Source organism: Propylenella binzhouense (assembly GCF_009866965.1).
Classification (GTDB): Bacteria; Pseudomonadota; Alphaproteobacteria; order Rhizobiales; family Afifellaceae; genus Propylenella; species Propylenella binzhouense.
Map to the genome: position 1 here is coordinate 13,161 of NZ_SPKJ01000022.1, position 13,530 is coordinate 26,690.

10 protein-coding genes are annotated in these 13,530 nt (G+C 68.5%); all 10 read left to right on the forward strand.

All coding sequences use genetic code 11. The annotated features are described in order from the left end of the window. The first annotated feature begins 2 nt into the window (after positions 1 to 2). The 10 genes from E4O86_RS08835 (at position 3) to dnaE (ending at position 13,497) form a co-directional block, all read left to right on the forward strand. Positions 3 to 1,520 carry an NADH-quinone oxidoreductase subunit M gene (locus E4O86_RS08835; protein ID WP_161140207.1) on the forward strand — a complete coding sequence of 506 codons (1,518 nt, stop codon included), beginning with the start codon at positions 3 to 5 and terminating at the stop codon, positions 1,518 to 1,520. Positions 1,521 to 1,536: 16 nt separating this feature from the next. Then, a complete protein-coding gene (nuoN, locus tag E4O86_RS08840; protein ID WP_161140170.1) occupies positions 1,537 to 2,973 on the forward strand; it encodes an NADH-quinone oxidoreductase subunit NuoN in 1,437 nt (478 codons plus the stop codon). A 4-nt stretch (positions 2,974 to 2,977) separates the two neighbouring features. Continuing rightward, positions 2,978 to 3,751 (forward strand): biotin--[acetyl-CoA-carboxylase] ligase, encoded by a 774-nt coding sequence (locus E4O86_RS08845; RefSeq protein ID WP_161140171.1) that lies wholly within the window; start codon positions 2,978 to 2,980, stop codon positions 3,749 to 3,751. After that, a complete protein-coding gene (locus E4O86_RS08850) occupies positions 3,744 to 5,417 on the forward strand; it encodes a ribonuclease J (RefSeq protein WP_161140172.1) in 1,674 nt (557 codons plus the stop codon). The genes E4O86_RS08845 and E4O86_RS08850 overlap by 8 nt, the downstream gene beginning before the upstream one ends. A gap of 11 nt (positions 5,418 to 5,428) precedes the next feature. Further along, a complete protein-coding gene (gene mce / locus E4O86_RS08855) occupies positions 5,429 to 5,833 on the forward strand; it encodes a methylmalonyl-CoA epimerase (RefSeq protein ID WP_161140173.1) in 405 nt (134 codons plus the stop codon). Between the two features lie 3 nt (positions 5,834 to 5,836). Continuing rightward, on the forward strand, positions 5,837 to 6,088 hold the full coding sequence (locus E4O86_RS08860) for a DUF1467 family protein (protein ID WP_161140174.1): 252 nt from the start codon (positions 5,837 to 5,839) through the stop codon (positions 6,086 to 6,088). Between the two features lie 349 nt (positions 6,089 to 6,437). Then, positions 6,438 to 7,766, forward strand: coding sequence for a proline--tRNA ligase (gene proS, locus E4O86_RS08865; protein ID WP_161140175.1), 1,329 nt, complete (start codon positions 6,438 to 6,440; stop codon positions 7,764 to 7,766). 58 nt (positions 7,767 to 7,824) lie between these two features. Next, positions 7,825 to 9,054: a lipoprotein-releasing ABC transporter permease subunit gene (locus E4O86_RS08870; protein ID WP_246206308.1), complete on the forward strand. Its 1,230-nt coding sequence runs from the start codon at positions 7,825 to 7,827 to the stop codon at positions 9,052 to 9,054. Between the two features lie 32 nt (positions 9,055 to 9,086). Next, a complete protein-coding gene (locus E4O86_RS08875) occupies positions 9,087 to 9,797 on the forward strand; it encodes an ABC transporter ATP-binding protein (RefSeq protein WP_246206309.1) in 711 nt (236 codons plus the stop codon). A gap of 235 nt (positions 9,798 to 10,032) precedes the next feature. Beyond that, a complete protein-coding gene (gene dnaE / locus E4O86_RS08880) occupies positions 10,033 to 13,497 on the forward strand; it encodes a DNA polymerase III subunit alpha (protein WP_161140177.1) in 3,465 nt (1,154 codons plus the stop codon). Positions 13,498 to 13,530 lie beyond the last annotated feature (33 nt).

Genomic DNA, 13,530 nt, shown 5'->3' on the forward strand with positions numbered 1-13,530 from the left:
TGATCATGCACTGGCCCATCCTCTCCACGGTGACCTTCCTGCCCCTCGTGGGGGCGGCGATCATCCTCTTCTTCATCCACGGGGACGAGGAGGTCCACCGGCGCAACATCCGCCATGTCGCGCTCGGCGTCACGGTCGTCACGTTCATCGTCTCGATCATGATCTGGACGGGCTTCGACCCGGCCAATCCGGGCTTCCAGTTCGTCGAGGAGGCCGGCTGGCTCGGCGGCTTCATGAGCTACCGGATGGGCGTCGACGGCATCTCGATGCTGTTCGTCATCCTGACGACGTTCCTGATGCCGCTCTGCATCCTCGCGAGCTGGGAAAGCGTGGAGCACCGGGTCAAGGAATACATGATCGCCTTCCTGGTGCTCGAGACGCTGATGATCGGCGTCTTCTGCTCGCTCGATCTCGTGCTCTTCTACGTCTTCTTCGAAGGCGGCCTCATCCCGATGTTCCTCATCATCGGGGTGTGGGGCGGCCCGCGGCGCGTCTATTCGGCGTTCAAGTTCTTCCTCTACACGCTGCTCGGCTCGGTGCTGATGCTGCTCGCCATCATGGCGATGTACTGGGAGGCGGGGACGACATCGATCCCCGAGCTCCTGCAGCACCAGTTCCCCGCCTCCATGCAGACCTGGCTCTGGCTCGCCTTCTTCGCCTCGTTCGCGGTGAAGATGCCGATGTGGCCGGTCCACACCTGGCTCCCGGACGCCCATGTCGAGGCGCCGACGGCGGGCTCCGTCGTGCTCGCCGCCATCCTCCTGAAGATGGGCGGCTACGGCTTCCTGCGCTTCTCCATCCCGATGTTCCCGCTCGCGAGCGCCGACCTCGCGCCGCTCGTCTTCACGCTGTCCGTCGTGGCGATCGTCTACGCCTCGCTGGTCGCGCTGATGCAGGAGGACATGAAGAAGCTGATCGCCTATTCCTCCGTCGCCCATATGGGCTTCGTGACGATGGGCGTCTTCACCGGCACGATGCAGGGCGTGCAGGGCGGCATCTTCCAGATGCTCTCGCACGGCCTCGTTTCCGGCGCGCTCTTCCTCTGCGTCGGCGTCGTCTACGACCGGCTCCATACCCGGCAGATCGACGCCTATGGCGGGCTCGTGAACCGGATGCCGTGGTACGCGCTGACCTTCATGGTCTTCACCATGGCCAATGTCGGGCTCCCTGGCACGTCCGGCTTCGTCGGCGAGTTTCTGACGCTCGTCGGCGCCTTCCAGGCGAACACCTGGGTGGCGGTGTTCGCGACGACCGGCGTCATCCTCTCCGCCTGCTACGCGCTCTGGCTCTACCGGCGCGTCGTCTTCGGCGAACTGGAGAAGGAGAGCCTGCGCTCCATTCTCGACATGGGCACGCGGGAGAAGGTGATCCTCGTCCCGCTCATCGTTCTCACCCTCTATTTCGGGATCTACCCGGCGGCGCTGATGGACGTCACCACGGCCGCGGTCGACAACCTCGTGAACAACTATCAGGCGGCGATCAGCGGGGCGGGCGCGACCGCCTCCCTGCTGGGCCATTGACCGCGGAGCCGCGCGAATGATCGACGTTGCAGCGATGCCGAACCTGACGCCGGTGCTGGCCGAAATCATGCTGACGGCCGGCGCCATGCTGCTGCTGATGTTCGGCGTCTTCACGGGCGAGCGCTCGACGCCGACGGTGACCGGCATGGCGGTGGCGCTGCTCGCCGGCGCGGTGCTGGTGGTGGCGCTCGGGGAGGGCACCTCGGTGACCTTCGGCGGCGCCTTCATCAGCGACGCCTTCTCGCGCTTCATGAAGATCGCGACCCTCGTGGCCTCCGCCGTCGCGATCGCCATGGCGGTCGGCTACGCGCGGAACGAACGGTTCGAGCGCTTCGAGTATCCCGTGCTGATCGTGCTTGCCACGACCGGCATGATGATGATGATCTCGGCGAACGACCTGATCAGCCTCTATCTGGGCCTGGAGATGCAGTCGCTCGCGGCCTATGTCGTGGCCGCGATCCACCGGGATTCCGTCCGCTCGACCGAATCCGGCCTCAAGTACTTCGTGCTCGGCTCGCTCGCCTCCGGCATGCTCCTCTACGGCGCGTCGCTCGTCTACGGCTTCACGGGCCACACGAATTTCGAGGCGATCGCGCAGGCCCTCGTCGACGGCCGCTCCGTCGGCCTCGTCATCGGGCTCGTCTTCGTGCTCGCCGGCCTCGCCTTCAAGATTTCCGCCGTCCCGTTCCACATGTGGACGCCGGACGTCTACGAGGGCGCGCCGACGCCGGTGACCGCCTTCTTCGCCGCCGCGCCGAAGCTCGCCGCCGTCGCGCTGATGGTGCGCGTCACCATCGAGGCGTTCGGGCCCGTGACCGCGGACTGGCAGCAGGTCGTCTCCTTCGTCGCGATCGCCTCCATGCTTCTCGGCTCGTTCGCGGCGATCGGCCAGACCAACATCAAGCGGCTGATGGCCTACTCCTCCATCGGCAATGTCGGCTACATCCTGGTCGGCCTCGCCGCGGGGACGCAGGCGGGCGTGCAGGGGGTCGTGCTCTATCTCGTGATCTACGTGGTCATGACGCTCGGCGCCTTCGCCTGCATCCTGGCGATGCGCCGGCGCGACCAGATGGTGGAGGACATCGAATCGCTGTCCGGCCTCGCCCGCACGCAGCCCTTCACCGCCTTCATGTTCGCGGCGATTCTCTTCTCGCTTGCCGGCATCCCGCCGCTCGCGGGCTTCTTCGCGAAATACTGGGTGTTCCTGGCGGCGATCGAGGCGCACCTCTACGGGCTTGCCGTCATCGGCGTCCTGAGCAGCGTCGTGGGCGCCTATTATTACCTGCGGATCGTGAAGCTGATGTATTTCGACGAGCCGCTCGTGACGTTCGAGCGGATGCCGGCCGAACTCAAGACCGTCTCGGCTCTCTCGGGCGCGTTCCTTCTGGTCTTCGTGCTCTTTGCGGCGCCGCTCGTCGAGGCGGCCGCGGTCGCCGCGCGAAGCCTGTTCTGACGGGATGAAGCCGACGGAAGGCGTTCGCCGCATAATCCTGGAGCGGATCGGCTCGACGAACGACGAAGCCATGCGGCGGCTCCTCGCCGGAGAGCCGCACCCCTTCTGGGTGACGGCGGCGCGGCAGGAGAGCGGCCGGGGGCGGCTCGGTTCGACCTGGGTCTCCGAGCCCGGCAATCTCTATGCCTCGCTCGGGCTCGTCCGGCAGATCCCGCTGCCGATCCTCGTCCAGCTTCCGACGGTGGCGGCACTCGCTGCCTACGGCGCCGTGCTGCGCGTCCTCCCCGACACGCTCGCCGCGGGTCTTGCGATCAAGTGGCCGAACGACCTCCTGCTCGGCGGTCGGAAGGTCGCGGGCATTCTTGCCGAATCCCGCTCTCTCGGCGAGCGCGGCACGGCGATCGTCGTCGGGATCGGCGTCAATTGCCGACATGCGCCGACCGAGACCCGCTACCCGGCGACCAGCCTGGCGGCGTCAGGCGTGACCGTCGATCCGGACCTGCTTTTCGATGCCCTCGCCGGCGAGATGGCGCGCGAGCTGGCGGCCTGGGACGAAGGGCGGGGATTCCAGGACCAGCGCAGGCGCTGGAACGCGGCTGCGGCAAGTTTCGGCGAGACGATCACGGTGCGGCTGCCGCGCGAGACGCTCGTCGGCCGCTTCATGGGCCTCGACGAGGCCGGCTACCTGCGCCTCGTCACCGAAGGCGGCGAGCGCCGCATCTCGGCGGGCGACGTCTTCTTTGGATCGGACCAGCAGGAGTTCGCACCGCATGGCTGAGGCCGACGCTTTCGTTTTCCTGCCGCTCGGCGGGGTCGGCGAGATCGGCATGAATCTCGCCGCCTATGGATATGGCCCGCCGCGGGAGCGTCGCTGGCTGGTGGTCGACATGGGCGTGTCGTTCTCGACCGAGGATCTGCCCGGGATCGACGGCATCCTGCCGGACATCAAGTTCCTGACCGATCGCAAGGACAGGATCGACGGCATCGTCATCACGCATGCGCACGAGGATCATTTCGGCGCGCTCCAGGACCTCTGGCCGCGGCTGCAGGCGCCGGTCTACATGACGCCGTTCGCGGCCGGCCTGCTGGCGGCGAAGCTTGCCGAGGAGCCAGGCGCGCCGAAAATCCCGGTCCAGACGGTGCAGCAGGGCGAACGCCTGATGGTGGGGCGCTTCGACGTCGAGTTCGTGCGGGTGGCGCATTCGATCCCCGAGCCGAACGCCGTCGCCATCCGGACGCCCTATGGCGTCGTCCTTCACACCGGCGACTGGAAGCTCGATCCCGCGCCGGGGGCAGGGGCGCCGACCGACGAGGACCGCCTCGCGGAACTCGGCCGGGAGGGCGTGCGCGCGCTCGTCTGCGATTCCACCAACGCGGTCCGCGACGGCATCAGCCCGAGCGAGGGCGAGGTGGCGCATTCGCTGGAGCGGCTCATCATGGAGGCGCCGCAGCGGGTGATCGTGACCACCTTCTCGAGCAATGTCGCGCGGATCCGCGCCGTCGCCGAGGCGGCGCAGCGGGCGGGGCGGGACGTTGTGGTGGTCGGGCGGGCGATCCGCCGGGCGGTCGAGGTGGCGCGCGAACTCGGCTATCTCGACGGTCTTCCGGAATTCCACGACCAGGATGCCTACGGATATCTGCCGCGCAACAAGGTGCTCGCGCTGATGACCGGGAGCCAGGGCGAGCCGCGCGCCGCGCTCGCCCGGATCGCGACCAAGGACCATCGCGCGGTGGCGCTCGCCCAGGGCGACCGCGTGATCTTCTCGTCGCGGACCATCCCGGGCAACGAGAAGGCGGTCAACAACATCATCAACGCGCTCATCGATCTCGGCGCGGAGGTGATCACCGATCGGCTGGCGCTCGTCCACACCTCGGGGCATCCGCGGCGCGACGAGCTTCGCCAGCTCTACGACCTGACGAAGCCGGACATCGTCATTCCGGTTCACGGCGAGGCGCTTCATCTCCACGAGCATGCCAGGTTCGCGCGCTCGATCACGGCCGCAAGGGTCCTCGAGGTGCGCAACGGCGACGTGACGAAGCTCGGCCCGGGCGATCCGGAGCGGCTGGAGCGGATCGCTTCCGGCCGGCTCTACCGCGACGGCCGGCTGGTGGTGGGCTCCGAGGCGGCGGGTGTGGGCGACCGCAAGCGGCTCGCCTTCGCGGGGGTGGTGTCGGTTGCCGTCGTCCTTTCGGAGAGCGGCGTGGTGCTGGAGGATCCGACCGCCGCGCTCGTCGGCATTCCGGCGGCCGACCGCGACGGCGAACCGATGCTGGAGATCGCGCTTGACGCGGCCGACGAAGCGCTCGATTCCCTGCCGCAGCCGCGGCGGCGGGATGCCGGCCTCGTCCGCGAGGCGGTGCGCCGCGCGGTCCGGTCCGCGATCAGCGCCGCCTGGGGCAAGAAGCCGGCGACGATCGTCCACGTCACCCACGTGGCCGACTGAGCGGAGGCCAGATGCTCGGACGTCTCAACCATGTCGCGCTCGCCGTGCCGGATCTCGCGGCCGCCGTCCGCATCTACCGGGATACGCTCGGCGCCGACGTCTCCGAGCCGCAGCGGCTTCCCGAGCACGGGGTGAGCGTGGTCTTCGTGCGGCTGCCCAACACCAAGGTCGAGCTTCTCGAGCCGCTCGGGCCCTCCTCGCCGATCGCCGCCTTCCTGGAGCGCTCGCCGGCCGGGGGCATGCACCACATGTGCTACGAGGTCGCGGATATCCGGGCGGCGCGCGACCGGCTGACCTCCGCCGGCGCGCGCGTGCTCGGCGACGGCGAACCGAAGACCGGCGCCCATGGCAGGCCGGTGCTCTTCCTGCACCCGAAGGATTTCGCCGGAACGCTGATCGAGCTGGAGGAGGTCTGAACCGTGGGCCTCGTCAGTTCGGTCGCGATCTACTTCATCATCTGGTGGCTGGTGCTCTTTGCGGTGCTGCCGTTCGGCGTGAAGAGCCAGGCGGAATCCGGCGACGTGACGCTCGGCACGGAGCACGGCGCGCCCACGCGCCATTTCATGGGCCGGAAGCTGCTTGCCACCACGCTGATCGCGGCAGTCCTGTTCGCCGCCATCTATGTGGCGATCGCCGTCTACGGCGTCACGTTCGAGGACATCATGGTCTGACGTCCCTGTCTGTTCCGATGAAGGGCTGCGACAAAAAGAAAGAGCAAGGCCCAGCCTTGCTCGAGGACTTCGCGATTACCTGCCATCTTCTCAGCGCATCTTCACGCTGCCTCGATGACCCCTCCCAAGACTTGGACCGCGAGGTACTCGGGTATCTCCGACACCCTTATTTGATGCAGGGGACCATAGCGAATCGAAATCCGCCTGTCACTAGGTTTACTGATCGGGTGCCGCCTTTTTTTGCACGGAGCGGCGCGGGATCAGGCAGTCGCCCGGGACACCGGCGAGCCGGCTCTTGCTATCGGTAATGCGATGGGCTTGTGTCCGGTACCTCCAACGATGACTCGCCATGCTGCTGTCCCGCTATTTCCTGCCTATCCTGAAAGAGAACCCGAAAGAGGCCGAGATCGTCTCGCACCGGCTGATGCTGCGCGCGGGAATGCTGCGCCAGGAGGCGGCGGGGATCTATGCCTGGCTGCCGCTCGGCGTGCGCGTCCTGAAGAAGATCGAGGCGATCGTGCGCGAGGAGCAGGATCGCTCCGGCGCGATCGAATGCCTGATGCCGACCATCCAGTCGGCCGACCTCTGGCGCGAAAGCGGGCGCTACGACGATTACGGCAAGGAGATGCTGCGGATCCGGGACCGCCACGAGCGCGACATGCTCTACGGCCCGACCAACGAGGAGATGATCACGGAGATCTTCCGCTCCTACGTGCGCTCCTACCGCGACCTGCCGCTCAACCTCTACCACATCCAGTGGAAGTTCCGCGACGAGGTGCGGCCGCGCTTCGGCGTGATGCGCGGCCGCGAATTCCTGATGAAGGACGCCTATTCCTTCGACGTCGACGCGGAGGGCGCGCGCGCCGCCTACAACCGCATGTTCGTGGCCTATCTGCGCACCTTCGACCGGCTCGGGCTGAAGGCGATCCCGATGCGGGCCGATACCGGGCCGATCGGCGGCGACCTCAGCCACGAATTCATCATCCTCGCCGAGACCGGCGAGAGCGCGGTCTTCTGCGACCGCTCGCTGCTCGAACTGCCGATCCCGGCCGCCGACACCGACTTCCGCTCGGACCTTTCCCCGATCGTCTCCGCCTGGACGGAGCCCTACGCCGCGACCGACGAGATGCACGACGAGGCGGCGTTCTCCGCCCTGCCGGAGGAGCGGCGGATGTCCGCGCGCGGCATCGAGATCGGGCACATCTTCTATTTCGGCACGAAATATTCCGATCCGATGCGGGCGCGGGTGACCGGGCCGGACGGGCAGGAGCGGCCGGTTCACATGGGCTCCTACGGGATCGGCGTCTCGCGCCTCGTCGCCGCGATCATCGAGGCGAGCCACGATGATGCCGGAATCATCTGGCCGGACAGCGTGGCGCCGTTCGATGTCGGACTGGTGAACCTGAAACCCGGCGACGCGGTGACCGACGAGGTCGTCGACGGGCTCGCATCGCGGCTCGAAGGGGCCGGGCTCGAGGTACTCCAGGACGATCTCGACCAGCGGGCCGGGGCGAAGTTCGCGACCATGGACCTGATCGGCCTGCCCTGGCAGGTGATCGTGGGTCCGAAGGGGGCTGCAAAGGGTGAAGTGGAGATCAAGCGCCGTGCCACCGGAGAACGCCAGGCCCTCGGCCTGGATGCCGCGCTTGCACGCCTGGTTCAGGGCCGGGCGCGATAGGCTCCGCCCGGGCGGCCGGGAGACCGGCGACACCGGCCTCTTCGCGCCGTTCGAGTGGCTGCTCGCGCTGCGCTACCTCCGGCCGCGGCGGCGGCAGGCCTTCATCTCGGTCATCGCCGGGTTCTCCTTTGCGGGCATCATGCTCGGGGTGGCGACGCTGGTGATCGTGATGGCCGTCATGAACGGCTTCCGCAACGAGCTGCTCGACAAGATTCTCGGGATAAACGGCCATCTCATCCTGCAGCCGGTCGACACGCCCTTCACGGACTACGATGCCGTGGCGCGCCGCATCGCCGCCGTCGCGGGCGTCAGGAACGTGGTGCCGCTGGTGGAGGGGCAGGCGCTCGCCTCCGGACAGGCCGGCGGCGGCTCCGGCGTGCTGGTGCGCGGGGTGCGCGGCGCGGATCTCGAGCGCCTGCCGAAGGTCGCCGATACGATCCAGGACGGCGGCTCGATCGCGAATTTCGACACCGCCCACGGCGTTGCGGTCGGCGCGCGCCTCGCCCAGTCGCTCGGGCTGCGGACCGGCGACAGCATCACCCTGATCAGCCCGCGCGGCGCCATCACCCCGATGGGGGTCGCCCCGCGGGTGAAGTCCTATCCGATCGTCGCCACCTTCGAGATCGGCATGTCCGAATATGACGCGACCTTCGTCTTCATGCCGCTCGACGAGGCGCAGGCCTACTTCAACCAGCCCGATCAGGTCGGCGCGATCGAGGTCTATGTGCGGGATCCCGACCGGATCGGCGAGATGCGTCCGGTGATCGAGGCGGCTGCCGGGCGGCCCGTCTTCGCGACGGACTGGCGGCAGCGCAACGTCACCTTCTTCTCGGCGCTCGAAGTGGAACGGAACGTGATGTTCCTGATCCTGATGCTGATCGTGCTCGTCGCCGCGCTCAACATCATCTCCGGCATGACGATGCTGGTGAAGGACAAGGGCAGGGATATCGCGATCCTGCGGACGATGGGCGCAACGCGGGGCGCGATCATGCGGATCTTCTTCATAACCGGCGCGAGCATCGGCGTGGTCGGCACCCTCGCCGGGCTCGTGCTCGGGGTGGTGGTCTGCCTGAACATCGAATCGATCCGCGAATTCATCTCCTGGATCAGCCGCACGGAAGTGTTCTCGCCCGACCTCTATTTCCTGAGCCGGCTGCCCGCGGACATGGACGGCACCGAAACCACGGCCATCGTGCTGATGGCGCTGGCGCTCTCCTTCCTCGCCACGGCCTATCCGTCGTGGCGGGCCGCGCGGCTCGATCCGGTCGAGGCATTGCGCTACGAATGACCGGCGTGACCGAGCTCGAATCCGCCCCCGAGATGAAGCCGCTGCGGGAGGGCCTCCCGAAGCCCGTGCTCCTGCTCGACAATGTGCAGCGCGTCTACCGCACGGGGGAGGGGCCGCTCGTGGTGCTGCAGCAGGCGAGCCTCGCCGTCCGGCCCGGGGAGATCGTCGCGCTGGTCGCCCCCTCGGGAGCCGGCAAGTCGACCCTCCTCCACGTGGCGGGGCTGCTCGAGCGCCCGGACGGCGGCGACGTCGTCGTCGGCGGGCGATCCACCATCCGGCTCGACGACCAGGGCCGCACCGCGATGCGGCGGCGCGAGATCGGCTTCGTCTACCAGTTCCACCACCTGCTGCCGGAATTCTCGGCGCTCGAGAACGTCGTCGTGCCGCAGATGATCGCGGGCCTCGGCCGCCGCGAGGCCGAGCGCCGCGGCCGCGAGCTGCTCTCCTATCTCCGCGTCGACCATCGCGCCGAGCACCGGCCGGCGGAACTTTCGGGCGGCGAGCAGCAGCGCGTGGCGATCGCGCGCGCCGTCGCCAACGCGCCGCGGCTCCTTCTCGCCGACGAGCCGACCGGCAATCTCGACCCGCGCACTTCGGCCCATGTCTTCGCCGCGCTTCTCGGCCTGGTGCGCGAATCGGGCCTCGCCGCGCTCATCGCGACGCACAATCTCGCGCTCGCGGCCCGCATGGACCGGGCCATCACGCTGTCCGACGGCGCCGTCGTTCCGACCGAGATCGGCTGATCCGCTTCTGCCCTTGACTCGTCATGCGCATGAGAACATGATGAGAACAAACAGGGGGAGAAATGAGATGTTTGTCCTGCGCGAGACCGTCAGCCTGATGCTCGTCACCGTGCTCATGACGAGCGTTGCCGGCTGGCTCTGCGGCGTCGTGTCCGGCATGTGAGTGGATAAGTCCCCGGCGGCCTTTACGAGGAAGGCTGCCGACGCGACAGACTTGGGCCCGGCGGAGGAGACGATGGACGGCGGCCCGGATTTCATTCACCTCAATTGCCATTCGGCCTATTCGCTGCTCGAGGGCGCGCTGCCGATCGGCAAGCTCATCGACCTGGCGGTCGCCGACGGCATGCCGGCCGTGGGCGTGACCGACACGGCCAACCTCTTCGGCGCGCTCGAATTTTCGCAGAAGGCCGCGAAGGCCGGCATCCAGCCTTTGATCGGCTGCAAGCTGCCGGTCCGGTTCGAGCCGGAGGATCCGGGGGCGGGCGCGCGCGGCGGCGGCGAACGGGTCCAGCACCATGCCCCGGTCTTCCTGCTCGCCGCCGACGAGGACGGCTACCGCTCGCTCGTGAAGCTCGTGAGCCGGTACTACCTGAACGAGCTCGGACGGGCGTTGCCGCTCGAGCTGCCGCTCCTGGAGGCGGCCGCGCCGGGGCTGGTCGCGCTGACGGGCGGCCATGACGGGCCGCTCTATCCGCTCCTGGCCCGCGGCGATGGCGGGCGGGCCGAGGCGCGGCTCGCGCGGCTGCGGGCGATCTTCGGCGACCGGCTCTATGTCGCGCTCGAGCGGCACGGTATGGCCGTCGAGCGGCAGGGGGAGGGCGGCGTCGTCGCGCTCGCCTATGCGATGGACTGCCCGCTCGTCGCCACCAACGAGCCGTTCTTCCCGGCGGCGGCGGACCACGAGGCGCACGATGCGCTGCTCGCCATCGCGGAGGGGCGGCTGCTCTCGCAGGACGACCGCCGCAGGCTGACGCCCGAGCACCATTTCGCTGCCCGCGCGGCGATGGTCGAGCGCTTTGCGGACGTGCCGGAGGCGCTTGCCAGCACCGTCGAGATCGCGATCAGGTGCCGGGCGCGCCCGCTCGTGGTCCAGCCGATCCTGCCGCGCTTCGCGGCGACTGCGGAGGACCCGGACGAGGCGGCGCGGGAGGAGGCGGCGGAGCTCCGCCGCCAGGCCGTCGCCGGGCTGGAGGCGCGGCTCGGCTTTCACGGGCTCGCGCCCGGCCGCACCCGGAAGGACTACGAGGAGCGCCTGGAGTTCGAGCTCGGCATCATCGAGCGCATGCGCTATCCGGGCTATTTTCTGATCGTTTCCGACTTCATCAAATGGGCGAAGGAGCAGGGCATTCCGGTCGGGCCCGGCCGCGGCTCGGGCGCCGGCTCGCTGGTGGCCTGGTCGCTCACCATCACCGACCTCGACCCGTTGCGCTTCGCGCTCCTCTTCGAGCGGTTCCTCAATCCGGAACGCGTCTCGATGCCGGATTTCGACATCGACTTCTGCCAGGAGCGGCGGGACGAGGTGATCGCCTATGTCCAGAAGCGCTACGGCGCGGACCGCGTGGCCCAGATCATCACGTTCGGGACGCTGCAGGCGCGCGCGGCGCTCCGCGATGTCGGGCGCGTGCTCGAAATGCCCTACGGCCAGGTCGACCGCCTCTGCAAGATGGTGCCGGCCGACCCTGCCAACCCGGTTTCGCTCGCCGATGCCGTGGCGGGCGAGCCGCGCTTCGCCGAGGCGCGCGAGGCCGAGCCGGTCGTCGACCGGCTGCTCGCCACGGCGATGAAGCTCGAAGGGCTCTACCGGCATGCCTCCACGCATGCGGCCGGGCTGGTGATCGGGGAGCGGGCGCTCGACGAGCTCGTGCCGCTCTATCGCGATCCGCGTTCGCCGCTGCCGGTCACCCAGTTCAACATGAAATGGGTCGAGCAGGCCGGCCTGGTGAAGTTCGACTTTCTCGGCCTCAAGACCCTGACCGTGCTCCAGAAGGCGGTCGAGCTCATCGAGCGGTCGGGGCGGCGGATCGATCTTTCGGCGATTCCGCTCGACGATGCCAAGACGTACGAGATGCTCGCGCATGGCGAGACCGTCGGCGTCTTCCAGGTGGAAAGCCAGGGCATGCGGCGTGCTTTGGCCGGGATGAAGGCGGACCGCTTCGAGGACATCATCGCCCTCGTCGCGCTCTACCGCCCGGGCCCGATGGACAACATCCCGACCTACAACCGCCGCAAGCATGGTGAGGAGGAGCCGGACTACCTGCACCCGATGCTGAGGCCGATCCTGGAGGAGACCTACGGCGTCATCATCTACCAGGAGCAGGTGATGCAGATCGCGCAGGCGCTTTCCGGCTATTCGCTGGGCGAGGCGGACCTCCTGCGGCGGGCGATGGGCAAGAAGATCAAGGAGGAGATGGACGCCCAGCGGGCCCGCTTCGTCGACGGTGCCGTGGAGCGCGGCATTGGCAGGGCCGATGCCGTGGCGATCTTCGACCTCGTGGCGAAATTCGCAAGCTACGGCTTCAACAAGTCGCACGCCGCCGCCTATGCGCTGGTCTCCTACCAGACCGCCTATCTGAAGGCGAACTTCCCGGTCGAGTTCCTGGCCGCCTCCATGACGCTCGACATGGGAAACACGGACAAGCTCAACGAATTCCGGCTTGAGGCGCGCCGGCTCGGGATCGAGGTGGTGCCGCCGGACGTGAACAGTTCCGGTTCCGCCTTCGACGCCCGCGGCGGCAGGATCGTCTATGCGCTTGCCGCGCTGAAGGGTGTCGGGACGCAGGTGATCGACCATATCGTGGCGGTCCGGGACGGCAGGCCGTTTGCGAGCCTTGCGGACTTCGCCGACCGGATCGACCCCCGGCAGGCCAACCGGCGCTCGCTCGAATGCCTCGTCCAGGCCGGCGCGTTCGACCGGATGGAGCCGAACCGGGCGAAGGTGTTCGCGAATATCGGCCGGATTCTCGCGGCGGCGCAGGAGAAGGCGGCGCGCACGGCGAGCGGGGTCGCCGACCTATTCGGCGGGTCCGGCGGGCCGCAGCCGATCCATCTCGTGGACGAGCCCGACTGGACCCCGGCCGAGCGGCTCCAGCGCGAGTTCGCGGCGACCGGCGCCTACCTCTCGGCGCATCCGCTCGACGAATACGGCGCCATGGTGGCGGCACGGGGCGGCCTGACGTGGCTCGCCTTCGCGGAACAGGTGCGAAGCCTGCGCTCGCTCACCGCGCTCATCGCGGCGACCGTGGTCCAGCGGCAGGAGCGCCGGACGAAGTCGGGAAACCGGATCGGCATCGTGACGCTTTCCGATCCGACCGGCCAGTTCGAGGCGGTGGTCTACCAGGAGCGCCTCTTCGAATGGCGCGACCGGCTCGAGCCGGGGCAATCGCTGCTCCTCCAGATCGGCGCCGATTTCGACGCAGAGACGGAGGAGATCCGGGCGCGGATCCTCGGCATCGATTCGCTGGAGGATGTCGCCGCGAGCCGGAGCCGGCAGATTCGCGTCTTCGTCGATACGCCCGAGCCGCTCGACCGGGTTGCGAGCAGGCTCGATGCGCCGGGCGAGTCGACCGTGTCGCTCGTCCTCCTGCTCGACCGCGCCGGGCGGGAGGTGGAGATCAGGCTGCCCGGCCAGTACCGGGTGACGCCGCAGGTCGCGGGGGCCGTGAAGGCGGTCCCGGGCGTCGTGCACGTGGAATATGCGTGAGGAAGGGGTCGGCCGGCGGCAGCCTTGTGCGGG